Below are 25,640 nucleotides of genomic sequence, written 5' to 3'. Positions count from 1 at the left end.
GCCGCGAGCTCAGTTGCCCCGCACGTACCGCGTGTACAGGTAGCCCTGTCCATCGGCGAGCACGTGGCTGCGGGTCATCGGTGTGTGGACTTGCCCAGGTCCGGTGACGATGCGCTTGGCGTCGCCGCCGACGAGCACCGGGGCGAGCGTCAGGCACAGTTCGTCGAGCAGGTCGGCGCCGGTGAACATGCCGAGGATGCCGGGGCCGCCCTCGGTGAGCACACGCAGCAGCCCGCGCTCGGCCAGCAGCGTCAGCGCGCGTGCGGCGTCGACGGAGTCCGGGTCGGCGCCCGAGGCGTCGATGACCTCCGCCAGGCCGCCGAGCCGGTCGCGGGTGCTACGGGTGGCGTCGGCACTGGTGAGGATGAGGGGCCGGACCTCGGTGCGATGAAACAGCTTGGCGTCGTGGTCGAGTCGGCCGCCGCGGGTCAGCACGGCGATGGGCGGCACCTCGGCCTGCCCGCGCTGCTGGCGGGCCGAACGGGCGGCGGGCCCGAGCTGCACGCCCGAGTAGTTCTCCACCCGCACCGTCGAGGCGCCGACGACGATCACGTCGGCCGCTTCGCGCATCATGCCGAACAGCGCCCGGTCACCGTCGCCGCCCAGCGCGCCGGACTTGCCGTCGGCGGTCGCACCGCCGTCCACGCTGGTGATCATGTTGCCGCGGACCCAGCAGCGGGCGAGGTCGTCGGGGTAGCGGTAGAAGTCCGCGACGCGTTCGTCGTCCACCACCTCGACCGCGTCGAGCACTGTGAACTGTGTCCCAGCGACGGTCTCGGGCATACGCACGATTGCAGCACGTCGCTACGCTGCCTGCATGCACGGGTCCAGTGATGTGCCGAATCGGGTGGGCCATCTCGTCGACCGCAAGCCCACCGTCACCCCCGAACGGCTGGTGGCGAGCCTGGTCCCACCGCCGACGTTCACCCACGTCGCCTTCGACACCTACCGGCCCGACCCGGCCGAGCCGTCGCAGGCCGCGGCCGTGCAGTCGTGCATCCGGTTCTGCGACGAGGCGGTGACGCGGCGGGCCGGCAAGAAGAAGCTGTTCGGCAAGCGCGAGGTGCTGCCCGGCGTGGGGCTCTACCTCGACGGCGGCTTCGGTGTCGGCAAGACCCATCTGCTGGCCTCGTCGTACTACCGCGTCGACGCCGGCAGCGAGGCGCCGACGGCGTTCGCGACGTTCGGCGAGCTGACCCAGCTGGCCGGGGTGTTCGGCTTCGTCGAGTGCATCGACCTGCTGGCCGGCTACGTGCTGGTGTGCATCGACGAATTCGAACTCGACGACCCGGGCAACACCACGCTGATCTCGCGGCTGCTCTCGGCGCTGGTGGAGCGCGGCGTGTCGATCGCGGCCACGTCGAACACGCTGCCCGAGCAGCTCGGTGAGGGCCGGTTCGCCGCGCAGGACTTTCTGCGCGAGATCAACACGCTGGCATCGATTTTCACGACCGTGCGGATCGAGGGGCCGGACTACCGGCACCGCGACCTGCCGCCCGCGCCCGAGCCGTTGACCGACGAGGAGGTCGCCGCGCGCGCCGACGCCGCGCCGGACGGGGCGGTGCTCGACGGGTTCGACGCGCTGTGCGGGCACCTGGCCACCATGCATCCGTCGCGGTACCAGGCCCTGATCGACGGTGTGACCGGTGTGTACCTCACCGGGGTGCATCCGCTCGACGACCAGAGCGTGGCGCTGCGGCTGGTGTCGCTGACCGACCGGCTGTATGACGCCGGGATCCCGGTGGTGGCGTCGGGCGCCAAGCTCGACACCGTCTTCAGTGAGGAGATGCTGGCCGGCGGCTTCCGCAAGAAGTACCTGCGCGCGACGTCTCGGCTGCTGGCGCTGACCGCGGCGGGTCAGGCCGAGGACAGCGGACGCACCAGCACGTAGTCCTGCTCGAGGCCGGCGCCCAGCCGGAAGGTCTTGGTGCCCGCCACGGTGAACCCGTGTTTGGCGTAGAACCGTTGCGCGCGTGGGTTCTCCTGATTCACGCCGAGCCACATGCAGGCGCTGCCGGACCGGCCGGCGCGGTTGATCGCCTCGGTCATCAGCGCGGCCGACACGCCTGCGCCGTGGCTGTCGGGCAGCACGTAGATCTTCGACAGTTCGACGGCGGGCTGCAGGGTGACGGCCTGCTGCACGTCGGCGTCGTCGGGCACGCCGTGGATCAGCATCGCGTAGCCGGTGATGCGCCCGTCGCGGACGGCGACGACCAGGTCGCGGGCCGGGTCGGTGAGGTAGTCGCCGAAGCGCTGCGCGCTGAGGTGCTCGTCGACGAACGCTGCGATGTTCTCGGCGGTGGCGCCGGGCGGGCAGGCCAGCGGGAAGGTGCGGGCGGCGACGTCGGCGAGTTCTGCGAGTTCGGCTGCCGCCGGGGTGCGAACGTGCAGGGCCGGGTCTAGACGTTCCACTGCGCGAGGTGCTGGCCGGTGAGCTTGTCGATCAGCACGACGTTGGAGACCAGGTCGCGGTAGCAGTCCCACCACACACCGCCGGTGACGGTGGATCCGGCGGGCGCGTTGGTCAGCGCGGCCGCGAGGGCGTCGGGCGCATCGCTGTTACGCGGTTCGTACGCGTCACCGGTGGGGGTGACGCCGCGGAACGCGAAGGTGATCGCCATCGCGTACGGCGTCGGCAGCTGGACCGCGTGGACGCTGACCTGGGCGCGGTACACCTGGTAGCGCGGCGCCCGGGGCGGGTAGCCGAACCCCGGTGGCACCGGCGACGGGTCGATGCTGTGGACGGTGACGTCGGCGATCAGGCCTTCGAACGAGACGCGCAGCGGCTCGCCGAGGCGGCCGATCGGCGTCGGGGCGGCCGAGGCGGTCGGGGCGACGAAGCCCGCGACGACCGTCAGCGCGGCGATGAGGTGCACGAGCCAGCGACGCATGGACGCATGATCGCACAAACTGAAACGTGTTTCAGGTCCTTTGGGCCGCCGTCAGGCCGTCCAGGGGCCCAGTCCGCCGACCTTGTCGATGCGGATGCGGGTGAGGAAGCCCGCCGGTGCCCCCGCGGGCGGGAATCCCGAGCCGGGGCCGAGCATCACCTCGGCGAGTTCGGTCAGCAATTCGGGGGCGCCGCCGCCCTCGACGATGCGGGCGGTGCCGGTGATCGACAGGTACGGCGTCTGCCCACCGGAGTGCGAGCGCGGCAGGATGATCAGCGTCACCCGTGGATCGCGCCGGATGTTGCGGATCTTCCGGTACTTCTCCGACAGGTGCGCCGAGACGAGCTCGTCGCCATCGGGGGTGGACTGCAGCGCCACCCAGACCAGCGAGGCCTGCGGACTGCCGTCGGGGTTGATGGTGACCAGAGTGGCGTCGGCGCCGCGACCGATGAGCTCGCGGGCGGAGTCGGGCAGGTTCATGCCGGGTTCTACGGCGGCGGGCGCCGTTTCATTCCCTCACGCGGCTTCGAGGGTGAGCAGCGCGGATTTCGCGGCCGCGCCGCCGACGTACTGTCCGGTGCTGCCGTCCGAGCGCACCACGCGGTGGCACGGGATCACCACCGGCAGCGGGTTGTGGGCGCAGGCGCTGCCGACCGCGCGCACCGCGCGAGGACTCCCGACGGCGGCGGCGACGGCGGCGTAGCTCGCGCGGTGGCCGTAGCCGATGCTGCGTAGGTGCTCGATCACGTTGCGCCGGAAGCCGGCCGCCAGCCGCAGGTCGACCGGGACGTCGAACGCGGTGCGGCGCTTGGCGAAGTATTCGTCGAGTTGGCGCGCGACGGCGTCCAGGCGGTCCGGGGCGTGCAGCACCCGCGGGCTGACGGCGCCCGCGAGCGTGGCCAGCACAGCGCTGTGGTCCTCGACGTCGAAGGCGACGCGGACCAGTCCGACGGGCGTGGCCGCCAGCAGCAGGGGGCCGACGGGGCTGTCGATCGTGCGGTACGCGACGTCGAGCAGGTCGGCGTCGGCCGCGGCCCGTTCGAGGCGGGCGTGCAACCGGGCCAGCGCCGTCTCTTCGTCGGGCGCAGTGTCGAACAGGTTGATGCTCATGCGGTTTCGTCCTCCAGGTAGATCCTGCGCAGTGTCTTGAGGCCGTCGGCGGCGGCCCGTCGCGCGGCGTCGGGGGAGTTGCCGAGCAGGGCGGCGATCTCGGCGTAGGGCAGGCCGGCCAGGTGGTGGTAGGCCAGCGCCTGGCGTTGCTTCGTGGGCAGCCGCTGCAGCGCGGCCCACAGGTCGGGGTCGCGCGCGGCGGGATCGGCGTGGGGGGCCTGCCGTTCGGGGACGCTGTCGGTGGGCACGGCTCGCCGTGAGGTGGCCCGGCCGACGTCGAGTGCCCGACGGTGGGCGATGGTCACCAGCCAGGCCTCGACGTTCGCGTCGGCCGGCAGGCGCGGGTAGGCCCGCAGCGCCGAGAGGAACGTCTCCGACCAGGCGTCCTCGGCGTCGACGGGCCCCACGACGGCGCGGCACACCCGCAGCACGGTCGCGCCGTGCTCGGCCACCACGTCCTCGAACGGTCGCACTGTCACATCATGTAGACGCCGCGGCGCCCGTGTCGGTGAGATCAGCCCTTCACGATCGATTCCAGCGCGGTGACGAGTTCACGTTCGAAGCGCTCCCGGTCGACGCCGAGTCGGTGCAGGTGGCCGTCCTCATCCTCGGCTTCATAGAGCGCGAGCAGGATGTGTTCGGTGCCGACGTAGTTGTGGCCCAGTCGCAGCGCCTGCCGGAACGTCAGCTCCAGCACCTTCTTGGCCGGGCCGTCGAACGGGATCAGCGCGGGCAGTTCGCCCTCGGAGCGCGGCGGCAGCTCGATGACTTCGGAGACCTTCGCGCCGTCCACGCCTTGTCCGGTGAGCAGTCTGGCGGCCAGGCCGTCGGGGTCGTCGAACAGTGCAAGCAGCAAGTGAGCGGGCTCGATTTTGTCGTTGCCCGCCGAGTGTGCCCGGTTCTGGGCGCCGACGACGACGTTGCGGGCCCTGGGGGTGAAGCGGCCGAAGCCGGCGTTGGGGTCGAGTGGGTTGGACTCCGCCTTGGAGACGAACCGCTTCTGCGCCGCCTGCTTGCTCACGCCCATGCAGGCGCCGATGTCTGTCCAGGAGGCGCCCGAGCGGCGCGCCTGGTCGACGAAGTGACCGATGAGGTGGTCGGCGATGTCACCGAGCGCGTCCGCGGCGATCATCGCGTCCGTCAGTTGCTCGAGGGGTTCGTCGTGGGCCTTCTTGATCGCGTCGATGAGGTCGTCGAGGCGGACGGGGTTGGTGATCTTGGTGGACTCGCTCATGCCGTCAACTCTAGGTTGACGAACGGCAGTCGTCAACCCGCGGTTGACGAAGAGCCGCGCGGTCGGTTCAGCCGCGGGGGTAGCCGCGCCGCACGGTCCGGTCCAGGATGCCGAGCGTGGCCCGAAGCGCACTCTCGGGGAGGATCGGGAAGATGTCGCGTTCCCGCCAGACGGGGTCGATGTCGGACCAGTCGTAGAACGAGGTGACGAGGGTGCCGCCGTCGACCGGTTCCAGCCGGTATCCGTAGACATGCCCGATCGGCGGCTTGATGTCGCCCAGGATCGTCCAGGCGATGAGCCGGTCCGCCTCGAAGTCGGTGATCTTTATGGTGACGTCGTACTTTCCGAGCGGGAAGTCGTTGAGCGCCTCGCGGTCCATGTGCACCACGAAGCTGTCACCGGGGGCGCGCACCGGATCGCCGTCGGCGGCCTGGAGCATCCCCGATGCGTCGATCGCGACGTGGCCCTGCGGGTCGCAGAGAACGGCGAAGACGTCGGACGGCGCCGCTGCGATGGTGCGCTGGACTTCGAAGCGTTCGGTCATGCACTGATCGTGTCAGGTGTTTTCTCGAGTTTGCTATCGGGTATACGAACTCGAGATGTCCAGGCACTTCGATCTCACCTCAGGCGCTTCCCGGCCGCCGGCCCTGCGCCGCATCGTGGCCTTCATCCATGACCACGCGGACACCGATATCGGACTGAGCGACATCGCCACGGCCGCGCAGCTCACCCCGCGGTCCGTCCAGTACCTGTTCCGCCGCCACCTCGGTGTCACACCGCTGGAATACCTGCGCAGGGTTCGTCTGGACCGGGCGCACCGCGACCTGCTGGCGGCCGACCCGGCCGTCGACACAGTCAACGCGATCGCCGGCCGGTGGGGGTTCGCCCACGCCGGGCGGTTCAGCGTGGCCTACCGCGAGATGTTCGGTACGCCGCCGAGCGCTACGCTGCGTAGTGACTGGCGGCGCCCCGATCCGGTGATGCGGTCGCGTTCTGCCGGCCGACGCTGAGGTCGGCCGCGTGAAGTGCCGTTTCGTTGGGTAAACCGTTGCGGCAGTGAACGGTGCGGCGTGTGAGGGGATGAGGTGAGCTGGCATGTCGGGGACCGATGAGACGCCAGAGGACCAACCCGTCGACGCCGGTGAGGCCACCGGTCCGATCCCGGGCCTCGGTCCGGTGGAACCCGTCGTGGACAACGGGGGACCGTTCGCCGCGGGTGCGCTGATCGCCGACGGCCGGTTCCGGCTGGTGGCCGCCCACGGCGCGCCCGGTCATCTGCAGTTCTGGCAGGCCTTCGACTTCGCGGCGGGGCGCATGGTGGCACTGACGCTGGTGGACCCGCAGGAGTCGCTGACGGTGGACCGCGTGAACGAGGTGCTGTCGCTCACCGTGCGCCAGCGCGGGCTCGACATGCCGGGTATCGCCGCGGTGCGCGAGGTCTTCCACACCGGCCGGTTCGGGGTGGTGGTCTCGGAGTGGGTGCCGGGTGGCACGCTGCGCCAGATCGCCGACACCAACCCGTCGCCGCTGGGTGTCGCCGGCGCGATGCAGTCGCTGGCCGTCGCGGCGGAGGCCGCACACCGGGCCGGGCTGGCGCTGAGCATCGACCATCCGGCGCGGGTGCGCATCAGCACCGACGGCAATGCGGTGCTGGCGTTTCCGGGCACCGCGCCCGAGGCGACACCGCGTCAAGACCTGCGGGGAATCGGCGCCGCCTTCTACGCCCTGCTCGTCGACCGCTGGCCGGCCCAGGACCCGATGCCGGTCGGGTGGACGGCGGTCGACGTCGACGCCGCTGGTCGTCCGCAGGAGCCGGCGGCCATCGACCGCGACATTCCCTTCCTGATCTCCGCGGCTGCCGCCGGACTGGTCCGGGACGGCGGGATCACCAGCGCCGCAACGTTGATGACCCTGTTGCGGCAGGCCCGCGCCGACGTTGCCGGTGGCCAGGACGACGCCGGTGGCGCTCCGCCGCCTGCGGCGGTTCCGGGCGGCTACGCGGGATTCGGCAATGTCGGACCCGAACAGCAGGCCGAGGCCGCGAAACGGCAGCTGGTCCGGGTGACGCTTCTCGCGGCGGCCGCGATCATGATCGTCGCGGTGGTGGCGGTCGTGTCGTCGTTGACCGATGTGCTCGACACCGACTCGGGGCCCGCGCTGGACGCCGAGCGGCTCGGGCTCAACGCGACCACCGAGGCGGCCGCCCCGCCGGCGAGCCCGACCATGCGCGCGGCCGCCGCCGACGCACCGATCGACATCGCCGAGGCCGCGGTGTTCGCCCCCGGCGGCTCGCCCGACAACCCCGGCGACGCGGGCAAGGCCGTCGACCGCGACCCGGCGACGGCCTGGACCACCGACACGTATCGAGATGCCGTGCCGTTCCCCACGTTCAAGGAGGGCCTCGGCCTGGCGATCAAGCTCCGTCAGCCGGCGATCCTCAGCGCGGTCACCGTGGATCTGGCGAGCAGCGGCACCGTGATCCAGATCCGTTCGGCCACAACAGGTGCGCCCGGCGCGCTGGCCGACACCACGGAACTGACCCCGCCGGTGCCGGTGCAGCCGGGCCACAACCGGATCCCGGTGCCTGCCGCGGCGGCGACGTCGAATGTGGTGGTGTGGATCTCGACGCTCGGCACGATGGACGGCAAGAGCCGTACGGAGATCTCCGAGGTGCGGCTGATCGCGGCGGCGCCGCCCGCCTGAAGGTTTCTCCACAGGCCGCGCAAGAAGTTGCTGCGCGAGGCGTTGCGGCGGGATAGGTTCGTACGGTCGAGGCCGCCGAACCGGTGGCCACCGGGTGCGGCGGGAAGGCAGACAACATGGGCGGACACGGGACGCGGCGATTTGCCGGGGCCGTCAATTCGATTGCGGTGGCCGTGGGCGTTGCCGGATTGGCGGCGGCGGGCACCGCGCTGGCAGCTCCGGCCTCGGCCAATCCAGCGGTCAACGGCAGGTATGTCTTCGACTGGTACACGGGTGCGCCGTTCAAGGAGAACGTGACCATCACCTCGTGCGGCAGCGATTGCCTGACAATGGATTTCGGACCGGACAATGTCGTCGAGTACCGCTTCGTCAACAATGCGTGGAAGTTCACCCGGTATAAGGACGACGCCGTCACCTGTGACAACGGCCAGGTGGTCGGCGCGGAGCAGACGACGTTCATCAACCCGGAGTTCACCGCGGGTCAGAACGTCGCCTCCGCGGACTGCGGGCGGGGCGTGCTGCCCATGCGGCCCGCGGCGTTCAACATCATCCGGCTGCCCTGATTTCTGCGGCCGTTGGGTCAAGCCGGTCAGGGTGGCAAAAAAGACGGCCGGCTGCACCGAACCTGTCAGAATCGTGAGCGATTAAGCGATCGATTGTCTGCCGGGGGTCGGGTGCCACTATGGCGAAGCACGAAGGTCCCGCGATTGCGTCTCCGTCGGTGGGGATGGATCAGATTGCGCTGCCGGACATCGTTTCGCGTGAGGAATGGCAGGCGGCCCGCAACGAGCTGCTGACCGAAGAGAAGGCGCTGATGAAGGCGCGGGACACCCTCGCCGCGAAGCGTCGGGGGTTGCCGATGACTCCCGTACGTAGGGACTACCGCTTCGTCGGCCCCGACGGCGAGATGGACCTGCTCGGTTTGTTCGCCGGGCGGCGCCAGCTGATCGTCTACCGCTTCTTCTATGCCCCCGACGTGGAGAACTGGCCGGATGGGGCTTGCTCGGGGTGCTCGTTGTTCGCCGACACGGTGGTCCACCCGGCGCACCTGGCAGCCCGGGACACGACGCTGGTCTTCGTGTCGGCTGCACCGCAGGAGCGCATCACCGCGTACAAGGCGCGGATGGGATGGGAGGACCTACCGTTCTTCACGCTCGTGGGTGAGGATTTCTCGAGGGATTTCGGTGTCGAGGAGATGTTCGGGCTCACCGTGTTCATCCGCGACGGCGATCGGGTCTTCCAGACCTATTTCGTCAACGGACGCGGCATCGAGGAAATCGGCCCGGTGTGGTCTTTCCTCGACATCACGCCATTAGGCCGACAGGAAGAGTGGCAGGAAGTGCCGCCCGGGCGGCCGCAGGGTCCGCCCTATGAATGGTGGCGCCTTCACGACAACTACGGCGACCGCTGAACTAATGCTGGTGCGCGATACTGGGATTGAACCAGTGACCTCTTCCGTGTCAGGGAAGCGCTCTCCCGCTGAGCTAATCGCGCCGGGTTCCTGCTGGAGGTGGAGACGGGAATCGAACCCGTGTGCACGGCTTTGCAGGCCGTTGCCTCACCACTCGGCCACTCCACCGCTGGGGTTGATGCTTCTGCACCTTCGAGCGGATGACGGGATTCGAACCCGCGACCCTCACCTTGGCAAGGTGATGCGCTACCAACTGCGCTACATCCGCGCGCCACGGGCGAGATCGTCGCCCGTCGCGAAGCACGACGATAGTCCACCCGAGCCTGGCTATACAAATCCCCTCGACGCAGGGTTCAGAACAGGCGTTACGCCTCCCGCGACAGCGAGAATCCGTGGCGGCTTTCCGAATCCCGGCAGGACACCCCCGCCTCGGCCGCCTCGCAGCGCAGCGTCCCGGCGGTGATGGAGTCGCCGTACGCCAGCTCGGCGAACACCGTGACCGCCGCCGGCACCCACCGCCACGTCACGGCGCGACTGTCTCGGCGCCGACCTGAATGACCAGCGGATTCCAGGTGAAAAGTCGGCGCGTGATAATCTTCGACACCGTTCGGCCGATCGTTATCCGGCCGGCCCACCCGGTCTCGTAGCTCAGTGGGAGAGCGTCCGCCTCACACGCGGAAGGTCGCTGGTTCGAAACCAGCCGGGACCACCATCAGGCCCCCGGGGATCAGTAGCCGGGGATGCGGCCTCGCTGTACCCGGTTTTTCGACGACCATTCGGGGGTAACGCTCGCATCGTGGAGAGCCCGCCGGTGGTTCGAGTCGCGGAGGACGGCCGCCCTGTGCGGGAGGGCGGTCGCTCGCGCCGACAGCTGTGGCAACGGGCCGCCTGGGTAGTCGCCTCACTCCTGAGCATCGCGATGTGCGTCCGGTACATGGTGCAGGCGGTGACATACCCGCTGATGGACCTGTCGGTGTTCCGCGACGCGGGCTTCGCCATCGTCCACAACCTGCCGCTGTATTCCGATCAGTTCCCGAGCGCATCGGGTTTCCGGTTCATCTATCCGCCGTTCGCGGCGATCCTGTTCGCGCCGATGACGGCGGTTCCCCTATCGGTGCTGCAGATCGTGTGGAGCGCACTCAACCTGTTCCTGCTGTGGTGGATCCTGCGCATGATCCTCGGTCGGCTGCGTGTCGGGTCGCCCAACTGGGCCGCCATGGCCGCGCTTGGGCCGGTGCTCGTGCTGGAACCGATCAGGTCGAACTTCGAGTTCGGTCAGGTCAACATCGTCCTGGCGGCGCTAGTGGTCGCCGACTGCCTCGGAGTGCTTCCCCGCAGATTCCGCGGGATGGGAATCGGCATCGCGGCCGGCGTCAAGATCACCCCGGCGGCGTTCGGGTTGGTACTGCTGCTCAGGCGTGACTTCGCTGGGGTGGCCCGAGCAGTCGCCACGTTCGCTGCGACGGTGGTGATCGGATACCTGGTCCGCCGCCACGAGTCGGTGTACTTCTGGACGACGGAATTCTTCAACACCGAGCGCGCCGGCGGTCACGACTTCAGCCGCAACCAGGCGCTCACCGGTCTGCTCACCCGGCTGGGTGCCACCGGCGTCGCCGAACACGTTCTGTGGTCGTTCGGTGTCGTCGCGATCATCACGGCGACCGTCTTCGCGGCTCGCCGGTTCACGAGAGCTGGAATGGATGTCGAGGCGACCGCCGTGGTCGCGCTGGCCGCGTTGCTGGCAGCACCGATGGCGGTCACCCACCACTGGACCTACGTCGTCTTCCTCATTCCGCTGATCGTTGCCCCACCACACCGGCGTTGGCGGCCATGGCTCTCAGCGGCCGCCATCGTGTTCCTGGTCGGCCCGCATAAATTACTGGAGGACACCGACGCCGCCGGTGTCGAGGCTGTCCTCCGCCAAGTCGTCGGGAACGCCCAAGTGATCACCGGCATCGCGCTGATGATCGGCGCGGTGATCGCCGCACGCCGGATAAAACCGGATGTCGAGGAAAGCCCCGTCAGCCGCCAATAGCCGCCCGGATCAGTGGCGTCGTCGCCAGACGATGATGCCCGCGGCCACCGCGACCGCCACGACGATCGCCGCCACCGGCACCGACTTCTTCGGGTTGTCGGCCAACGCGTGCTGCGCGGTGTGCGCCTTGTCGACCGCGGCGTGCTTGGCGTGATCGACCTTGGCCTTCGCCTGCGCCTTGGTGTCCTCGACCTTGTCCTTCGCCTGCTGCTTGACGTCGAGCTTCGCCGACAGCGCCTCGACCGTCTCGCCGAGCTCCTGACGGGTGGCCTCGATGTCCTTCTCGATGTCCTCGACGCCGGCGTCGGGGCCGGGTTCCGGGCGGCTGGGCTCAGGTGCGGTCATTTGCGCGCGTCCTTCACTTCCTGGATGTCGGCCTTCACGGTTTCTGCGGTTCTGGGCGCCGCGGGCGTCACCTGCTCGGCCTGCTTCTTACTCATCAGCGCGGCGATGCCGGCGATGATGAACAGCACCAACGCGACGATCAGCGCGGCCGCCCACACGTCGAGCACCAGAGACAACGCCGCCACCGCCGCGGCGATCACGGTCATCAGGCCGAGAACCGCGAACAGTCCCGCTGCGCTGATCAGCCCCGCACCGATTCCGGCGTGCTTGGCAGACTCCTGAAACTCCTTCTGTGCCAGCTTCAGCTCGTCACGCACCAGCCGCGACGTCTGCGCCGACAGCTGGCTCATCAACTCGCCGACCGACGCGTCGGCGCCCGGCTTCGATTCCACACTCATGACACACCCAACCTCCGCATCGCCTGTCTGCGGGTGGCATGCCCCGGGCGGACGCCGTGCAAACCCTTGATCGCGTGCCAACCGGGTGGCACGTGAAGGCGGCTAGTGCGCCGCGCGCGCCGTCTCGATCAGGTCCTCGGCGATCTTCACCAGCGGCACGTTCGCATCTTGTGACAGCTTGCGCAGCAACGCGAACGCCTGTACCGCGTCGACGCCGTAGCGCTCCATCACCATTCCCTTGGCCTGGCCGATGATGTCTCGACTGGCCAGCGCCCGCTTGAACTGTTCCTCGCGGCGGGCGGAGTTCCACGCCACCGAGGAGTGCGCGGCGAAGGTCAGGCCGATGTCGCGGGTCGCGCTGTCGAAGACGCCGGGCTCCTCGGCGTAGACGTTGAGCGCGCCCATCGTCTCGCCGGCGATGAACAGTTGAAATGACATGATCGCGCGAATCGGCGTCTGCTCCAATGCATCCCGGCGGTAGAGCGGGAAGCGGTCATCACGCTCGAGATCGTTGACCAGGACCGTCTTCTCGTCCCATGCCGAGGCCAGGCACGGCCCCTCCTGGTGACGCTGCTGAATCTCGTCGAGCATCATCGGCCACTTGTGACTGGCCGCGGGGGTGTCGATGTGGCGGGCGTCGCGGGTCACGGTCACCCCTGCGTACTGCGCACCGGGGATTTCCACGGCGGCGTGCTCGACGAGCTCGGCGAGCACGGTCTCCGAATCCGTGTCCGACCGGCCGTGCAGTTCCTGCACGATCTCGGCGATGCGGAGGTGCGTGCCCTCCGCCCCCGTTGGCTCGTTCACCAGCACCATCCTGAAGCGTCTCCTCCGATAGGTTGCTCAACAATACGCGCTGCAACACGGGGAGGACCCATGAAGAACCGAGGTCACACCCCCCGTGGCGCGATCACCCGCAACGCCACCGGCCCGGGCGCGGCCGAGGCGTTCGTACTCATTGCGATCGCCACGATTCTGCTGACTCGGCTCTACCTGCAGCTGACCGGTTACCCCCAGGTCGGGGGCGGTGACCTGCACATTGCGCATGCGCTGTGGGGCGGCGCGCTGATGATGCTGGCGCTGCTGCTCGGGTGGCTGACGCTTGGTGCGGGCACCCGCATCGTCGCCGTCGTCATGGGCGGGATCGGGTTCGGGTTGTTCCTCGACGAGGTCGGCAAGTTCGTCACCAAGGACAACGACTATTTCTACGGCCCGGCCGCCGAGATCATGTACGTGCTGGTGGTGCTCATCCTCGTCGGCGCGCGGATGTTTCGGGACTTCCGGCCGCCCTCGGGGCGCGAATGCCTGGCCTCGGCCGCCGCCATCGCCGCCGACGGGGTGGCCCGCGGCCTGGCCGACCACCGCCGCAGCATCGGGCTGGTGCTGGTGGAACGGGCGCAGCAGGACGGCGCGAACCCCGCCGACGTGGGTCACGTCCGGTCGCTGCTGCACTCGGCCGACCCGGCCGGCGACCGCATGCACCGCCTGCAGCAGTGGGCGCCGCGGCTGATCCCGGGCTTCTTCCGCAGCCCCCGGTGGATAGCGGTGGTCGGCTGGCTGCTCGTCGTCGGCGCCCTCGGCAGCCTGGTCCTCGGCTTGCTCGGCATCGCGCTGGGCGGCTGGGACTATCAGGACGACGATCTGACACTGCACCTCGACGGGACGAGCGTCGCGTCGGTCATCCTGGTCGTCAGCGCCGCACTCACCTCGGCGATGGCGCTGCCCGCGATGATTGCGCGCAGGCGCACGGACAAGGCGTGGCCGCTGCGGTGGCTGCGCAACGCCGCACTGCTGTTCACGTTCCTCAACGCGCTCGTCGATTTCGCCACCGAAGGTTTCGCCGCGCTGATCAATCTGTCGATCGGGCTGTTCACGCTGGCTGTCGTGTCTTACCACCTCGACGTCGCTGCGCACGCCGAACTCCCGGCCGCCGAACGGGACGCCCCGGTCCCTACAGCGCCGTGAGATAGCGCCGGGTGATGATGCGCTGCATCAGGGACGTCACCGGCGCGGCCAGCCTGCTCCACCAGGTGCCGTGCCGGGAGAACGCCCGCACCTCCGCGTACACCTGATCGGTGGCCGGGTCGAAGCGCACGGAGAACAACTCCTCACCCGACTCGGCGTGGCCGGGCAGCGTGCCGTAGGCGTATCCGCGCCGGTCGGTCTCGTCGATCACGTACACCACCCGGCACGGCGCCCGCACGGGCCCGACGCCGACCACGACCTCGGACCCGACCTCGGCGACCTCCGAGCTCGCGTCGACCCGCACGCCGGCCCCGCGCAGCATGCCCCACCGCATCACCGCCGCGCCGGCCTCCTCGAAGCGCCGCCTGCCGCGCCCGATCACCGCCGACTCCTCCACGTGGTGGTAACCCGCGGGCAACGGGCCGGCGGTCGCGCCCACCTCGTCATAGGTCAATTCCAGTCCGGCGAGGTCGCTGAGCTTCACCCCGCCACCTTCTCACCCGCGGCGTACGGTCGTTGTCGTGGCCAACGAAACCGTCGCAAGCGCATCCGGAACCTTCTCCCTCGGCGGCGATCTGACCGTCAACCGGCTCGGTTTCGGCGCCATGCGATTGACCGGCAAAGGCGTATGGGGCCCGCCCGCCGACCCGGACGAGTGCATCCGTGTGCTGCGCCGCGCCGTCGAACTCGGCGTCGACTTCATCGACACCGCCGACTCCTACGGCCCCTATGTCTCCGAGGACCTCATCCGCCGGGCGCTGCACCCTTACACCGACGGGCTGGTCATCGCCACCAAGGCCGGCCTGCTGCGCACCGGACCCGACGAGTGGACCCCGCTCGGCTTCCCGGCCTACCTGCGTCAGCAGTGCGAGACCAGCCTGCGCCGCCTCGACGTGGACACCATCGACCTGTTCCAGCTGCACCGCATTGACAGCAAGTTCCCCGCCGAGGACCAGGTCGGGGAACTGCGCACGCTGCAGCAGGAGGGCAAGATCCGCCACATCGGGCTGTCCGAGGTCGACGTCGACCAGCTCGAGGCCGCCCAGAAGGTTGCCACCATCGTGTCGGTGCAGAACATGTACAACGTCAGCACCCGCACCGCCGAACCACTGCTCGACAAGGTGACCGAAGAGGGCATCGGCTTCATCCCGTGGTTTCCCCTCGCCGCGGGTCCGCTGGCCGCACCGGGCGGGCCGCTGCAGCGCATCGCGGACGACCACGGCGCCACACCGTCGCAGCTCGCCCTGGCGTGGCTGCTCAAGCGCTCACCGGTGGTGCTGCCGATTCCCGGCACCTCGAGCGTCGCTCACCTGGAGGAGAACGTCGCCGCCGCGCAGATCACGCTGTCCGACGACGAGTTCGAGACACTCAGCCGTGCCGGCGAAGCCGGCTGACCCCGCAACCCATACGGTGACGGGGTGAGCACCGACTCCACGCAGACGTCGACACCGGCGACCGGCGGCGGTTTCAACCCGCCGGTTCCCACCACCCGGGGCGGGCCCGACTACGGCAGGTTCGTCGAGGCCGTGCGCACCCTGCAGGACGACGCCCGCTGCGTCGACGCGCCCGACGAGGTGATCAGCGAGGCCGCCGACCTCATCGAGCGGGTGTCGGCACTGTTGGCGCCGCACCGCGCCGACGAGTGGCACGCGCCGTCGGGCCGGCGCATGGATCTGCCCAATCGCGGGAACATCCTGCAGGTGCCGATGCTGCTGAGGCGCACCGACGACGACCGGATCACCGGGGAGGCCGAGTTCCGCCGCTTCTACCTGGGCCGCAACGGCGCCGCGCACGGGGGAGCGGTGGCGCTGCTGTTCGACTCGGTGCTCGGCTACGCCGCCTACAAGCTCACCCGCAGCCGCTACCAGCGCACGGCATCGCTGCACGTGAATTACCGCAAGATCGCCCCGGTGGAGAGGAAGTTGCAGGTGGAAGCCGGTATCGACCGCATCGAGGGCCGCAAGATCTTCGTCACGGGCCGACTGCTCGACGGTGAGGCCGTGCTCGCCGAGGCCGAGGCGCTGTTCGTCAAGCTGAATCCGGGGCAGCCGTGAGCACGCCGCAGGAGCGCGACGAAGCCGCCGCCGATACGGACACCGAGACCACCGACACCGACGAGTCGCGGTTCTCGGCCGTCAAACGCCGGTGGGCGCGGTGGCGGGACCGGCTGCGTGAGCGCCCGCGGGTCGAGTTCGTCTACCGCATCGCCGTCGGGGTGATCGGGCTGGCCGTCTTCGGCCTCGGCATCCTCGCGATCCCGTACCCCGGGCCCGGCTGGGCCATCGTGTTCATCGGCCTCGGCATTCTGGCCACCGAGTTCGACTGGGCGCGGCGGCTACTGGCGTACGCCAAGGAGCGCTACGACAAGGTGATGGACTGGTTCCACCGCCAGGGCGCGTTGGTGCAGATCCTGGGTGGGCTGCTCACGGCGCTGGTGGTGTTCGCGACGCTGTGGCTGCTCGGCGCCGTCGACTGGAGCGGAGAACTCGTCGGCATCGACCATCCGTGGCTGAACAGCCCGATCGGGGTCGGCTCCTAGGGCGATCCGGCGCTTCGAGTGGGTTCAGGGCGTGCCGTGTGACCCCGACGGCACCCCGATAGCATGGTCGCGACCTGAATTATCCGACCACCCTCGACACAACGGAGAATCCGCGATGAGCGCCGCCGCCAGTCCCGCCCCAGCAGCCCCGATCCGGGTGCCTGCCGGGACCACCGCCGGGGCGGCGGTCCGGGAGGCGGGACTGCCCGGCCGCGGCGCGCCGGACGCAGTCGTCGTGGTCCGCGACGCCGAGGGCCGCCTGCGTGACCTGGCGTGGACGCCCGACGCCGACGCCGACGTCACGCCGGTGACGGCTGACACCGAGGACGGTCGTAGCGTCATCCGGCACTCGGCCGCCCACGTGCTCGCCCAGGCCGTGCAGCAGATGTTCCCCGAAGCCAAGCTGGGCATCGGCCCGCCGATCACCGACGGCTTCTACTACGACTTCGACGTGCCGCGCGCATTCACTCCGGAGGACCTGGAGGCGCTGGAGAAGCGCATGCGCAAGATCGTCAAGGACGGTCAGCTGTTCTCCCGGCGGGTCTACGCATCCAAGGACGAGGCGCGCGCCGAACTCGCCGCCGAACCCTTCAAGCTCGAACTCGTCGACGACAAGTCCGGCGATCCCGAGGTGATGGAGGTCGGCGGAGACGAGCTGACCGCCTATGACAACCTCAATCCCCGTACCCAGGAACGCATCTGGGGTGACCTGTGCCGGGGCCCGCACATCCCGACCACCAAGTACATCCCGGCGTTCAAGCTGACGCGCAGTTCGGCCGCCTACTGGCGTGGCGACCAGGAGAACGCCAGCCTGCAACGCATCTACGGCACGGCATGGGAGTCCCAGGAGGCGCTCGACCGGCACCTCGAACTGCTCGAGGAGGCCCAGCGCCGCGACCACCGCAGGCTCGGATCCGAACTCGACCTGTTCAGCTTCCCCGACGAGATCGGTTCCGGCCTACCGGTTTTCCACCCGAAGGGTGGCATCGTGCGGCGCGAGCTGGAGGACTATTCCCGCCGCAAGCACATCGAGGCGGGCTACGAATTCGTCAACACCCCACACATCACCAAGGCCCAGCTGTTCCACACCTCGGGGCACCTCGACTGGTACGCCGACGGGATGTTCCCGCCGATGCACATCGACGCCGAATTCAACGAGGACGGCACGGTGCGCAAACCCGGCCAGGACTACTACCTCAAACCGATGAACTGCCCGATGCACTGCCTGATCTTCCGGGCGAGGGGGCGGTCCTACCGCGAACTCCCGTTGCGGGCGTTCGAGTTCGGCGCCGTGTACCGCTACGAGAAGTCTGGCGTCGTGCACGGCCTGACCCGGGTGCGCGGCCTGACGATGGACGACGCGCACATCTTCTGCACCCGCGACCAGATGCGCGGGGAGCTCGCGTCGCTGCTGCAGTTCATCCTCGACCTGCTCGGCGACTACGGCTTGCAGGATTTCTACCTCGAGCTGTCGACGAAGGACCCGAAGAAATTCGTCGGCTCCGACGAGATCTGGGACGAGGCCACCTCCACCCTCGCCGAGGTGGCCGCGGAGTCGGGGCTGGAGCTGGTGCCCGATCCGGGTGGCGCGGCGTTCTACGGCCCGAAGATCTCGGTGCAGGCCCGCGACGCACTGGGTCGCAGCTGGCAGATGTCGACGATCCAGCTGGACTTCAACTTCCCCGAGCGCTTCGAACTCGAGTACACCGCCGCCGACGGCAGCCGGCAGCGCCCGGTGATGATCCACCGTGCGTTGTTCGGTTCCATCGAGCGGTTCTTCGGCATCCTCACCGAGCACTACGCCGGGGCCTTCCCGGCGTGGCTGGCCCCGGTGCAGGTGGTCGGCGTGCCGGTCGCCGACGCGCACGTGGCCTACCTCGACGAGGTGGCCGCCGCGCTGCGGGCCCGCGGAGTACGTGTCGAGGTGGACGCCAGCGACGACCGGATGGCCAAGAAGATCGTCAACCACACCAACCAGAAGGTGCCGTTCATGCTGCTGGCCGGCGACAAGGACGTCGACGCCGGGGCGGTGAGCTTCCGGTTCGGCGACCGCACGCAGATCAACGGAGTGCCTCGCGACGAGGCGGTGGCGACCATCGTGAAGTGGATCGCCGATCGCGAGAATGTCGCTCCGACAGCTGATCTCGTCAAGGTGGGCGCGCAGACGTGACACGGGACGCGAGCCACCAAGACGACCGCTCCATCGTCGACCACGGCGTCGGCGACCCCGATCACCTGCAACGGCTGTGGACGCCGCACCGAATGAGCTACATCGCCGAGGCCCCCATGAAGAAGGGGACCGGCTCGTCGATGTCGTCGCAGCCGTTCACCGACATCCCCACCATGCCCGACGAGGACGGCCTGGTGGTGGCACGCGGCGACCAGGTGTACGCGGTGCTCAACCTCTACCCGTACAACCCCGGCCACCTGATGGTGGTGCCGTACCGGCGGGTCTCCGAGCTCGAGGACCTCACCGACGACGAAAGCGCCGAGCTGATGTCGTTCACCCAGCAGGCGATCCGGGTGATCAAGGCGGTGTCCAGTCCGCACGGCTTCAACGTCGGGCTCAACCTCGGTCACTCGGCGGGCGGATCGCTGGCCGAGCACCTCCACATGCACGTGGTGCCGCGGTGGGGCGGCGACGCCAACTTCATCACCATCATCGGCGGGTCGAAGATCATCCCGCAGCTGCTGCGGGAGACCCGCGAACTGCTGGCCACCGAGTGGGCGGACCAGTCGGCGCGGACCGGGGGGTCGGAGAACTGAGCAACTTCTATCTGATGACGCGGGCGGCGTACACGAAATTGTCGCGCCCGATCGCCAAGGGCGCGTTGCGCGTCGGGCTCACACCCGACAGCATCACCATCCTGGGCACGGCGGGCAGCGTGATCGCGGCGTTGACGCTGTTCCCGATCGGACAGCTGTGGTGGGGCGCCTTCGCGGTGGCCTTCTTCGTGCTCGCCGACATGCTCGACGGCGCGATGGCGCGCGAACGCGGCGGCGGCACCCGGTTCGGGGCCGCACTCGACGCGATCTGCGATCGCATCGCCGACGGCGCGATTTTCTGCGGTCTGGCGTGGTGGGCGGCGTTCGGCCTGGACAGCCCCGCACTGGTGGTCGCCACGCTGATCTGCCTGGTCACCTCACAGGTGATCTCCTACATCAAGGCACGCGCCGAGGCCAGCGGCCTCAAGGGCGACGGCGGCCTCATCGAGCGGCCGGAACGGCTGGTCATCGTGCTGACCGGCACCGGGCTGTCGGGCGTGCCGTTCCTGCACGTGCCGTGGCTGGTGCAGGTGGCGATGTGGGTGCTGGCCGTCGCGAGCGTGGTGACGGTGCTGCAGCGGCTGCACTCGGTGCGGCTGTCGCCGGGTGCGATGGATCCGATACCCACGAAGGACGATGCCGGCGCCGGGAACGTGAACGAGGGCGCCGACGACACCGACCGGGGCGGGGACCCCAAGACGAGCGAGCGGTGAGCCTCGGCGGCCGGCTGACGGATCTCGGCTATGCCAGCGGCTGGCGGCTCGTGCGTGCCATGCCGGAACTCGTGGCGCGCAACGCCTTCGACCTCGGGGCCTGGTACGCGGCGCGTGACGGCGGTCCCGAGCAGCTGCGCAAGAACCTGGCGAGGGTGATCGGCACGTCACCCGCCGACGTGCCTGCGGCGCTGGTCGACGCGTCACTGTCGTCCTACGCCCGGTACTGGCGCGAGGCGTTCCGGCTGCCGACGATGGACCACGAGGAGATCGGCCGCCAGCTCGAGGTGCAGGACATCGACTACGTGTGGCAGGCACTCGACGCCGGCCGCGGGGTCGTGCTGGCGCTGCCGCACAGCGGGAACTGGGACATGGCCGGTGTGTGGCTGGTGCAGAACCACGGCCCCTTCACCACCGTGGCCGAGCGGCTCAAGCCCGAGTCGCTGGCCAACCGGTTCATCGCCTACCGGGAGAGCCTGGGCTTCGAGGTGATCACCCACACCGGCGGCCAGCGACCGCCGTATGACGTTCTGCGCGAACGGCTCTCCGACAACGGCGTGGTGTGCCTGATGGCGGAACGGGACCTGACCCGCACGGGCGTGCAGGTCGATCTGTTCGGCGAGGCGACCCGGCTGCCCGCCGGTCCGGCGAAGCTGGCGATCGCGACCGGGGCCGCGCTGCTGCCGGTGCACTGCTGGTTCACCGACGACGGCTGGGGGATGCGGGTGTTCCCGCCCCTGGACGTGTCCTCGGGCGACGTCACCGTTGTCACACAGGCCCTGGCCGACCGGTTCGCCGACAACATCGCCGCCCACCCCGCCGACTGGCACATGATGCAGCCGCAGTGGCTGGCGGACCTGTCGGAGGAGCGCCAGGCCCGCCTGCGGGAGGCGCGGTGAGGATCGGGATGGTGTGCCCGTATTCGTTCGACGTGCCGGGCGGGGTCCAGTCGCACGTGCTGCAGCTCGCCGAGGTGATGCGCGCCGGCGGTCACACGGTCGGCGTGCTGGCGCCGGCGTCGCCGCACGTCGAATTGCCCGACTACGTGGTGTCCGGCGGCAAGGCGGTGCCGATCCCGTACAACGGGTCGGTGGCGCGGCTGCGGTTCGGCCCCGCCACCCACCGCAAGGTCAAGAAGTGGTTGCAGCAGGGCGACTTCGACGTGCTGCATCTGCACGAGCCCAACGCCCCGAGCCTGTCGATGCTCGCGCTGCAGGCGGCCGAGGGGCCGATCGTCGCGACGTTCCACACCTCGACGACGAAGTCGTTGACGCTGTCGGTCTTTCAGGGACTGCTGCGGCCGTACCACGAGAAGATCGTCGGCCGCATCGCCGTATCGGACCTGGCGCGGCGCTGGCAGATGGAGGCACTCGGGTCGGACGCGGTCGAGATTCCCAACGGCGTCGACGTCGCGTCCTTCGCCGAGGCGCCGCTGCTGGACGGCTACTCGAGGCCCGGTCGGTCGGTGCTGTTCCTGGGTCGCTTCGACGAACCCCGCAAGGGCATGGCGCTCCTGCTGCGGGCGTTGCCCGCGCTGGTCGAGCGGTTCCCCGACATCGAGGTCCTGGTCGTCGGCCGTGGCGACGAGGACGAGCTGCGCGAGGACGCCAAGGAACTCGCCGGGCATCTACGGTTCCTCGGGCAGGTCGACGACGCGACCAAGGCGTCGGCGATGCGCAGCGCCGACGTCTACTGCGCGCCCAACACCGGCGGCGAGAGCTTCGGCATCGTGCTGGTGGAGGCGATGGCCGCGGGCACCGCGGTGGTCGCCAGCGACCTCGACGCGTTCCGCCGGGTGCTGCTCGACGGGGCGGCCGGGCGGCTGGTGACGGTCGACGACGCCGACGCGCTGGCCGCCGGGCTGATCGAAGTGCTCGCCGACGACGACGTCCGGCGCCGCTACGTGGACGCCGCCGCCGACGCCGTCCGCCGCTACGACTGGTCGGTGGTGGCGCGCCAGATCCTGCGGGTTTACGAGACGGTGGCCGGGTCGGGGCGCAAGGTGCGGGTGGCAGGCGAAAGCGAACTGTCCCGGGGTAAGACGTGACCGGCTGGCTGCTGATCACCCTAGTCACACTCCTGTTCGTGACGCTCGTGCTGGTGGGCGGCTGGGCCTTCCGCAGCGCCAACCGGCTGGACCGCCTGCACGTGCGTTACGACCTGAGCTGGCAGGCGCTGGACGCGGCGCTGGGGCGGCGGGCGGTGGTGGCCCGCGCGGTGGCGGTGGACGCCTACGGCGGCGCGCCGCAGGGCAAGCGGCTGGCCGCGCTGGCCGACGCGGCCGAGCGGGCGCCGCGGTCGGCGCGGGAGGCCGCCGAGAATGATCTGTCCTCGGCGCTGGCGATGGTCGACCCGGCGGCGGTGCCCGTCCCGCTGCTCGCCGAGCTGGCCGACGCCGAGGCCCGGGTGCTGCTGGCGCGGCGGTTCCACAACGACGCGGTGCGCGACACGCTGGCGCTGCGGGAGCGGGCCGCGGTGCGCCTGCTGCGGCTCGGCGGCACGGCGGCGCTGCCGACGTACTTCGAGATCGCCGAACGCGCGGAGGCGTCGGACGACGATCCTGGGCCGGTCAGCCGCCGCACGTCGGCGCGCGTGGTGCTGCTCGACGAGTCGGGCGCGGTGCTGCTGTTCTGCGGCTCCGATCCCGCTTCGGTCGACACCGACCCGCCCCGGTGGTGGTTCACCATCGGTGGCGCGGTGCAGCCGGGTGAGGAACTTCCCGACGCCGCGGCGCGGGAGGTGTTCGAGGAGACGGGACTGCGCATCGACCGGTCGCAGCTGATCGGGCCGGTGTGGCACCGGGAGGCGACCATCGATTTCAACGGTTCGGTGGTGCGCAGCATCGAGTTGTTCTTCGTGCACCGCACTCGGCGGTTCGAGGTGTCGGCGGCAGGCCGGACGGAGCTCGAGCGCCGCTACATTCACGGCCACCGCTGGTGCGATGCGACAATGATCGGAGAACTGGTCGCCGCCGGCGAGGCGGTGTATCCGCGGCAGCTCGGCGAGCTGCTGGCGGAGGCGAACGAACTGGCGGACGGGTCCGGCCACCGCGAGTTGCAATCGATCCGCTGAACTGCGGATCTAATCGATTTGGCAGCTCGTTTAGACTGGATCAGTAGCGCTTGGAGGAGATGACGATGGAAACCGCACCTAACGGGTCGACCAACGGATCCGCGCAGACGGGTACCGCCCGGGTCAAACGCGGCATGGCCGAGATGCTCAAGGGCGGCGTGATCATGGATGTGGTCACCCCCGAGCAGGCGCGTATCGCCGAGGCCGCCGGTGCGGTCGCGGTGATGGCGCTCGAGCGGGTGCCCGCCGACATCCGCGCCCAGGGCGGCGTCTCCCGGATGAGCGACCCCGACATGATCGAGGGCATCATCGACGCCGTCACCATTCCGGTGATGGCCAAGGCCCGGATCGGCCACTTCGTCGAGGCGCAGATCCTGCAGAGCCTGGGCGTCGACTACATCGACGAGTCCGAAGTGCTCACCCCGGCCGACTACACCAACCACATCGACAAGTGGAAGTTCACCGTGCCGTTCGTCTGCGGCGCCACCAATCTCGGCGAGGCGCTGCGGCGGCTGACCGAGGGCGCAGCGATGATCCGCTCCAAGGGCGAGGCCGGCACCGGCGACGTCTCCAACGCCACCACCCACATGCGCAAGATCGGCGGCGAGATCCGCCGGCTGACGTCGCTGTCGGAGGACGAGCTGTTCGTGGCCGCCAAGGAACTGCAGGCACCCTACGAACTGGTCGCCGAGGTGGCGCGGGCGGGCAAGCTGCCGGTCACGCTGTTCACCGCGGGCGGCATCGCGACCCCGGCCGACGCGGCGATGATGATGCAGCTCGGCGCCGAGGGCGTGTTCGTCGGATCGGGCATCTTCAAGTCGGGCAACCCGGCCGAGCGCGCGGCCGCGATCGTCAAGGCCACCACGTTCTACGACGACCCCGACGTGCTGGCGAAGGTGTCGCGCGGGCTGGGCGAGGCCATGGTCGGCATCAACGTCGAGGACATCGCGCAGCCGCACCGGCTGGCCGAACGCGGCTGGTAGAGCGCACAAGTGGCGATCGAGGAGATCCTCGACCTCGAGCAGATCGAGGTCAACATCTACCGCGGCGGGGTGTTCAGTCCCGAGTCGGGATTCCTGCAGCGCACATTCGGCGGACATGTCGCCGGCCAGTCGCTGGTCTCCGCCGTGCGGACCGTCGACCCCAGGTTCCAGGTGCACTCGCTGCACGGATACTTCCTGCGCGGCGGTGACGCGCGGGCGCCCTCGGTGTACTCGGTCGAGCGCCTCCGCGACGGCGGGTCGTTCTGCACCCGGCGGGTGACCGCGATCCAGCACGGCGAGACGATCTTCTCGATGTCGGCGTCGTTCCAGACCGATCAGAGCGGCATCGAACACCAGGACGCCATGCCCGCCGCGCCGCCGCCCGACGACATCCCGGATTTCAAGTCGGCCAGCAAGGTCTTCGACGACGCAGGCTTCCGGCAGTTCGACGAGTGGGACGTGCGCATCGTGCCGCGCGATCAGGTGCCGCTGCTGCCGGGTAAGGCTTCGCAGCAACAGGTCTGGTTCCGGCACCGCGACCCGCTGCCCGACGACCCGGTACTGCACATCTGCGCGCTGGCCTACCTGAGCGATCTCACGCTGCTGGGATCGGCGCAGGTGAACCACCCGGACGAGCGCAAGCACCTGATGATCGCCTCGCTGGACCATGCGATGTGGTTCATGCGGCCGTTCCGCGCCGACGAGTGGCTGCTCTACGACCAGTCGTCGCCGTCGGCGTGCGGCGGTCGTGCGCTGACGCAGGGCAAGCTGTTCAACCGCTACGGCGAGATGGTCGCGGCGGTGATGCAGGAGGGGTTGACCCGCTTCAAGCGCGACTATTCGCCGGCGGGGGAGTGAGCGCCCGGATCGGGGTGCTCGCACTGCAGGGCGACACCCGCGAGCATCTGGCGGCGTTGCACGAAGCCGGCGCCGAGGCGGTGACGGTGCGGCGGCGCGGCGAACTCGAGGCGGTCGACGCGCTGGTGATCCCCGGCGGGGAGTCCACCACCATGAGTCTGCTGCTGCGCGAACTCGACCTGCTCGATCCGCTGCGCGCCCGCCTCGCCGACGGCATGCCGGCCTACGGCTCGTGTGCGGGGATGATCCTGCTGGCCACCGAGATCCTCGACGCGGGTGCGGCGGGCAGGCAGGCCGATCCGCTGAAGGCGATCGACATCACGGTGCGGCGCAACGCCTTCGGACGTCAGGTCGACTCGTTCGAGGGCGACATCGACTTCACCGGCCTCGACGGGTCGGTGCACGCGGTGTTCATCCGGGCGCCCTGGGTGGAACGGGTCGGACCCGACGTCGAGATCCTCGCCACGGCGGCCGGCCATCCGGTGGCGGTGCGGCAGGGTCCGGTGCTGGCGACGGCGTTCCATCCGGAGATCACCGGCGACCGCCGCGTGCACAAGCTCTTCGTCGACTCCCTCTAAGACGCGGTCTCGGCGCGCTTTCGATCGCTGACCGATCGA

At 69.6% G+C, this 25,640-nt stretch carries 32 protein-coding genes and 4 tRNA genes; 20 read left to right on the top strand and 16 right to left on the bottom strand.

The features are described 5' to 3' along the window. Positions 1–9 precede the first annotated feature (9 nt). Positions 10–783 carry a pyrimidine reductase family protein gene (locus O6P37_RS22265; RefSeq protein WP_269896127.1) on the bottom strand — a complete coding sequence of 258 codons (774 nt, stop codon included), beginning with the start codon at positions 781–783 and terminating at the stop codon, positions 10–12. On the opposite strand from O6P37_RS22265, the gene zapE reads away from it, so the two are divergent. Further along, positions 782–1,891, top strand: coding sequence for a cell division protein ZapE (gene zapE, locus O6P37_RS22260; RefSeq protein WP_269896254.1), 1,110 nt, complete (start codon positions 782–784; stop codon positions 1,889–1,891). The two genes, O6P37_RS22265 and zapE, sit on opposite strands and share 2 nt — an antisense overlap. Here the strand turns inward: zapE and O6P37_RS22255 are convergent. The 7 genes from O6P37_RS22255 to O6P37_RS22225 form a co-directional block, all read right to left on the bottom strand. Next, positions 1,858–2,412 (bottom strand): GNAT family N-acetyltransferase, encoded by a 555-nt coding sequence (locus O6P37_RS22255; RefSeq protein WP_269896126.1) that lies wholly within the window; start codon positions 2,410–2,412, stop codon positions 1,858–1,860. The two genes, zapE and O6P37_RS22255, sit on opposite strands and share 34 nt — an antisense overlap. Continuing rightward, positions 2,400–2,891 (bottom strand): hypothetical protein, encoded by a 492-nt coding sequence (locus O6P37_RS22250; RefSeq protein ID WP_269896125.1) that lies wholly within the window; start codon positions 2,889–2,891, stop codon positions 2,400–2,402. Before O6P37_RS22250 ends, O6P37_RS22255 begins: the two co-directional genes overlap by 13 nt. A gap of 51 nt (positions 2,892–2,942) precedes the next feature. Then, entirely contained in the window at positions 2,943–3,371 is a 429-nt protein-coding gene (locus O6P37_RS22245) for a PPOX class F420-dependent oxidoreductase (RefSeq protein ID WP_269896124.1), read from the bottom strand. A 36-nt stretch (positions 3,372–3,407) separates the two neighbouring features. After that, entirely contained in the window at positions 3,408–4,001 is a 594-nt protein-coding gene (locus O6P37_RS22240) for a methylated-DNA--[protein]-cysteine S-methyltransferase (RefSeq protein ID WP_269896123.1), read from the bottom strand. Next, positions 3,998–4,474 carry an RNA polymerase sigma factor gene (locus O6P37_RS22235; RefSeq protein WP_269896122.1) on the bottom strand — a complete coding sequence of 159 codons (477 nt, stop codon included), beginning with the start codon at positions 4,472–4,474 and terminating at the stop codon, positions 3,998–4,000. The genes O6P37_RS22240 and O6P37_RS22235 overlap by 4 nt, the downstream gene beginning before the upstream one ends. 41 nt (positions 4,475–4,515) lie before the next feature. Then, entirely contained in the window at positions 4,516–5,235 is a 720-nt protein-coding gene (locus O6P37_RS22230) for a Clp protease N-terminal domain-containing protein (protein WP_269896121.1), read from the bottom strand. Positions 5,236–5,302: 67 nt separating this feature from the next. After that, the gene (locus O6P37_RS22225) at positions 5,303–5,779 is read right to left on the bottom strand and encodes an SRPBCC family protein (protein WP_269896120.1); all 477 of its coding nucleotides are present in this window, start codon (positions 5,777–5,779) and stop codon (positions 5,303–5,305) included. Between the two features lie 55 nt (positions 5,780–5,834). Here O6P37_RS22225 and O6P37_RS22220 point away from each other — a divergent pair, with 55 nt between their 5' ends. The 4 genes from O6P37_RS22220 to O6P37_RS22205 all read left to right on the top strand — a co-directional run bounded on the left by O6P37_RS22220 (position 5,835) and on the right by O6P37_RS22205 (position 9,349). Continuing rightward, positions 5,835–6,245 (top strand): helix-turn-helix domain-containing protein, encoded by a 411-nt coding sequence (locus O6P37_RS22220; protein ID WP_264012329.1) that lies wholly within the window; start codon positions 5,835–5,837, stop codon positions 6,243–6,245. A gap of 85 nt (positions 6,246–6,330) precedes the next feature. Further along, a complete protein-coding gene (locus tag O6P37_RS22215) occupies positions 6,331–7,938 on the top strand; it encodes a protein kinase family protein (protein ID WP_269896119.1) in 1,608 nt (535 codons plus the stop codon). Between the two features lie 167 nt (positions 7,939–8,105). After that, positions 8,106–8,501: a hypothetical protein gene (locus O6P37_RS22210; protein WP_269896118.1), complete on the top strand. Its 396-nt coding sequence runs from the start codon at positions 8,106–8,108 to the stop codon at positions 8,499–8,501. A gap of 119 nt (positions 8,502–8,620) precedes the next feature. Further along, positions 8,621–9,349 carry a DUF899 domain-containing protein gene (locus tag O6P37_RS22205; protein ID WP_408633227.1) on the top strand — a complete coding sequence of 243 codons (729 nt, stop codon included), beginning with the start codon at positions 8,621–8,623 and terminating at the stop codon, positions 9,347–9,349. An 8-nt stretch (positions 9,350–9,357) separates the two neighbouring features. Here the strand turns inward: O6P37_RS22205 and O6P37_RS22200 are convergent. The 4 genes from O6P37_RS22200 to O6P37_RS22185 form a co-directional block, all read right to left on the bottom strand. Further along, positions 9,358–9,432, bottom strand: a tRNA-Val gene (locus O6P37_RS22200). 11 nt (positions 9,433–9,443) lie between these two features. Beyond that, positions 9,444–9,517 (bottom strand) — tRNA-Cys (locus O6P37_RS22195). A 27-nt stretch (positions 9,518–9,544) separates the two neighbouring features. Continuing rightward, positions 9,545–9,617, bottom strand: a tRNA-Gly gene (locus O6P37_RS22190). 97 nt (positions 9,618–9,714) lie between these two features. Beyond that, the gene (locus O6P37_RS22185) at positions 9,715–9,876 is read right to left on the bottom strand and encodes a hypothetical protein (RefSeq protein WP_269896117.1); all 162 of its coding nucleotides are present in this window, start codon (positions 9,874–9,876) and stop codon (positions 9,715–9,717) included. Positions 9,877–9,986: 110 nt separating this feature from the next. On the opposite strand from O6P37_RS22185, the gene O6P37_RS22180 reads away from it, so the two are divergent. Further along, a tRNA-Val gene (locus O6P37_RS22180) sits at positions 9,987–10,061 on the top strand. Between the two features lie 207 nt (positions 10,062–10,268). Then, a complete protein-coding gene (locus O6P37_RS22175) occupies positions 10,269–11,384 on the top strand; it encodes a glycosyltransferase family 87 protein (protein ID WP_408633233.1) in 1,116 nt (371 codons plus the stop codon). 9 nt (positions 11,385–11,393) lie between these two features. Here the strand turns inward: O6P37_RS22175 and O6P37_RS22170 are convergent, their stop codons facing one another. From O6P37_RS22170 to O6P37_RS22160, 3 genes are all read right to left on the bottom strand, one after another. Next, positions 11,394–11,729, bottom strand: a complete 336-nt coding sequence (locus O6P37_RS22170; protein WP_269896115.1) for a DUF3618 domain-containing protein — start codon at positions 11,727–11,729, stop codon at positions 11,394–11,396. Next, positions 11,726–12,127 carry a phage holin family protein gene (locus O6P37_RS22165; protein ID WP_269896114.1) on the bottom strand — a complete coding sequence of 134 codons (402 nt, stop codon included), beginning with the start codon at positions 12,125–12,127 and terminating at the stop codon, positions 11,726–11,728. Before O6P37_RS22165 ends, O6P37_RS22170 begins: the two co-directional genes overlap by 4 nt. 102 nt (positions 12,128–12,229) lie before the next feature. Next, a complete protein-coding gene (locus O6P37_RS22160; RefSeq protein ID WP_269896113.1) occupies positions 12,230–12,943 on the bottom strand; it encodes a GAF and ANTAR domain-containing protein in 714 nt (237 codons plus the stop codon). 60 nt (positions 12,944–13,003) lie between these two features. On the opposite strand from O6P37_RS22160, the gene O6P37_RS22155 reads away from it, so the two are divergent. Further along, positions 13,004–14,092, top strand: a complete 1,089-nt coding sequence (locus tag O6P37_RS22155; protein ID WP_269896112.1) for a hypothetical protein — start codon at positions 13,004–13,006, stop codon at positions 14,090–14,092. On the opposite strand, the gene O6P37_RS22150 is transcribed toward O6P37_RS22155, so the two are convergent. Then, on the bottom strand, positions 14,079–14,576 hold the full coding sequence (locus O6P37_RS22150) for a DUF1990 family protein (RefSeq protein WP_269896111.1): 498 nt from the start codon (positions 14,574–14,576) through the stop codon (positions 14,079–14,081). The genes O6P37_RS22155 and O6P37_RS22150 overlap by 14 nt on opposite strands. Positions 14,577–14,613: 37 nt before the next feature. Between O6P37_RS22150 and O6P37_RS22145 the strand changes: the two genes are divergently transcribed. From O6P37_RS22145 to pdxT, 12 genes are all read left to right on the top strand, one after another. After that, the gene (locus O6P37_RS22145; RefSeq protein WP_269896110.1) at positions 14,614–15,486 is read left to right on the top strand and encodes an aldo/keto reductase; all 873 of its coding nucleotides are present in this window, start codon (positions 14,614–14,616) and stop codon (positions 15,484–15,486) included. A gap of 24 nt (positions 15,487–15,510) precedes the next feature. Then, on the top strand, positions 15,511–16,146 hold the full coding sequence (locus O6P37_RS22140) for a PaaI family thioesterase (protein WP_269896109.1): 636 nt from the start codon (positions 15,511–15,513) through the stop codon (positions 16,144–16,146). Continuing rightward, positions 16,143–16,631, top strand: a complete 489-nt coding sequence (locus O6P37_RS22135; RefSeq protein ID WP_269896108.1) for a TIGR02611 family protein — start codon at positions 16,143–16,145, stop codon at positions 16,629–16,631. The genes O6P37_RS22140 and O6P37_RS22135 overlap by 4 nt, the downstream gene beginning before the upstream one ends. Before the next feature lie 115 nt (positions 16,632–16,746). Beyond that, entirely contained in the window at positions 16,747–18,801 is a 2,055-nt protein-coding gene (gene thrS / locus O6P37_RS22130) for a threonine--tRNA ligase (RefSeq protein ID WP_269896107.1), read from the top strand. Continuing rightward, entirely contained in the window at positions 18,798–19,397 is a 600-nt protein-coding gene (locus O6P37_RS22125) for an HIT family protein (RefSeq protein ID WP_269896106.1), read from the top strand. The genes thrS and O6P37_RS22125 overlap by 4 nt, the downstream gene beginning before the upstream one ends. Then, entirely contained in the window at positions 19,394–20,110 is a 717-nt protein-coding gene (gene pgsA, locus O6P37_RS22120) for a phosphatidylinositol phosphate synthase (RefSeq protein WP_269896252.1), read from the top strand. The genes O6P37_RS22125 and pgsA overlap by 4 nt, the downstream gene beginning before the upstream one ends. Beyond that, positions 20,107–21,009 (top strand): phosphatidylinositol mannoside acyltransferase, encoded by a 903-nt coding sequence (locus O6P37_RS22115; RefSeq protein ID WP_269896105.1) that lies wholly within the window; start codon positions 20,107–20,109, stop codon positions 21,007–21,009. Before pgsA ends, O6P37_RS22115 begins: the two co-directional genes overlap by 4 nt. Next, on the top strand, positions 21,006–22,157 hold the full coding sequence (locus O6P37_RS22110; protein WP_269896104.1) for a glycosyltransferase family 4 protein: 1,152 nt from the start codon (positions 21,006–21,008) through the stop codon (positions 22,155–22,157). Before O6P37_RS22115 ends, O6P37_RS22110 begins: the two co-directional genes overlap by 4 nt. Next, complete coding sequence (locus O6P37_RS22105) at positions 22,154–23,182, top strand: NUDIX hydrolase (RefSeq protein WP_269896103.1); 1,029 nt, start codon at positions 22,154–22,156, stop codon at positions 23,180–23,182. The genes O6P37_RS22110 and O6P37_RS22105 overlap by 4 nt, the downstream gene beginning before the upstream one ends. A gap of 65 nt (positions 23,183–23,247) precedes the next feature. Next, positions 23,248–24,165, top strand: a complete 918-nt coding sequence (pdxS, locus tag O6P37_RS22100) for a pyridoxal 5'-phosphate synthase lyase subunit PdxS (RefSeq protein ID WP_269896102.1) — start codon at positions 23,248–23,250, stop codon at positions 24,163–24,165. Between the two features lie 9 nt (positions 24,166–24,174). Next, positions 24,175–25,023 carry an acyl-CoA thioesterase II gene (gene tesB / locus O6P37_RS22095; protein WP_264014248.1) on the top strand — a complete coding sequence of 283 codons (849 nt, stop codon included), beginning with the start codon at positions 24,175–24,177 and terminating at the stop codon, positions 25,021–25,023. After that, complete coding sequence (pdxT, locus tag O6P37_RS22090) at positions 25,020–25,601, top strand: pyridoxal 5'-phosphate synthase glutaminase subunit PdxT (protein WP_269896101.1); 582 nt, start codon at positions 25,020–25,022, stop codon at positions 25,599–25,601. Before tesB ends, pdxT begins: the two co-directional genes overlap by 4 nt. Positions 25,602–25,640: the final 39 nt, after the last annotated feature.

Source organism: Mycobacterium hippophais, from assembly GCF_027529605.1.
Lineage (GTDB): Bacteria > Actinomycetota > Actinomycetes > Mycobacteriales > Mycobacteriaceae > Mycobacterium > Mycobacterium arseniciresistens.
This window is presented reverse-complemented; position numbering and strand designations above follow the sequence as displayed.

Bases quoted from the DNA above. Each gene is read 5' to 3' on its own strand.
- O6P37_RS22165 (WP_269896114.1), bottom strand. From the start codon at position 12,127: ATGAGTGTGGAATCGAAGCCGGGCGCCGACGCGTCGGTCGGCGAGTTG.
- O6P37_RS22205 (WP_408633227.1), top strand. From the start codon at position 8,621: ATGGCGAAGCACGAAGGTCCCGCGATTGCGTCTCCGTCGGTGGGGATG.
- thrS (WP_269896107.1), top strand. From the start codon at position 16,747: ATGAGCGCCGCCGCCAGTCCCGCCCCAGCAGCCCCGATCCGGGTGCCT.
- O6P37_RS22265 (WP_269896127.1), bottom strand. From the start codon at position 783: ATGCCCGAGACCGTCGCTGGGACACAGTTCACAGTGCTCGACGCGGTC.
- O6P37_RS22215 (WP_269896119.1), top strand. From the start codon at position 6,331: ATGTCGGGGACCGATGAGACGCCAGAGGACCAACCCGTCGACGCCGGT.
- O6P37_RS22250 (WP_269896125.1), bottom strand. From the start codon at position 2,891: ATGCGTCGCTGGCTCGTGCACCTCATCGCCGCGCTGACGGTCGTCGCG.
- pdxS (WP_269896102.1), top strand. From the start codon at position 23,248: ATGGAAACCGCACCTAACGGGTCGACCAACGGATCCGCGCAGACGGGT.
- O6P37_RS22240 (WP_269896123.1), bottom strand. From the start codon at position 4,001: ATGAGCATCAACCTGTTCGACACTGCGCCCGACGAAGAGACGGCGCTG.
- O6P37_RS22175 (WP_408633233.1), top strand. From the start codon at position 10,269: ATGTGCGTCCGGTACATGGTGCAGGCGGTGACATACCCGCTGATGGAC.
- O6P37_RS22170 (WP_269896115.1), bottom strand. From the start codon at position 11,729: ATGACCGCACCTGAGCCCAGCCGCCCGGAACCCGGCCCCGACGCCGGC.
- O6P37_RS22230 (WP_269896121.1), bottom strand. From the start codon at position 5,235: ATGAGCGAGTCCACCAAGATCACCAACCCCGTCCGCCTCGACGACCTC.
- O6P37_RS22225 (WP_269896120.1), bottom strand. From the start codon at position 5,779: ATGACCGAACGCTTCGAAGTCCAGCGCACCATCGCAGCGGCGCCGTCC.
- O6P37_RS22220 (WP_264012329.1), top strand. From the start codon at position 5,835: ATGTCCAGGCACTTCGATCTCACCTCAGGCGCTTCCCGGCCGCCGGCC.
- O6P37_RS22245 (WP_269896124.1), bottom strand. From the start codon at position 3,371: ATGAACCTGCCCGACTCCGCCCGCGAGCTCATCGGTCGCGGCGCCGAC.
- O6P37_RS22160 (WP_269896113.1), bottom strand. From the start codon at position 12,943: ATGGTGCTGGTGAACGAGCCAACGGGGGCGGAGGGCACGCACCTCCGC.
- O6P37_RS22155 (WP_269896112.1), top strand. From the start codon at position 13,004: ATGAAGAACCGAGGTCACACCCCCCGTGGCGCGATCACCCGCAACGCC.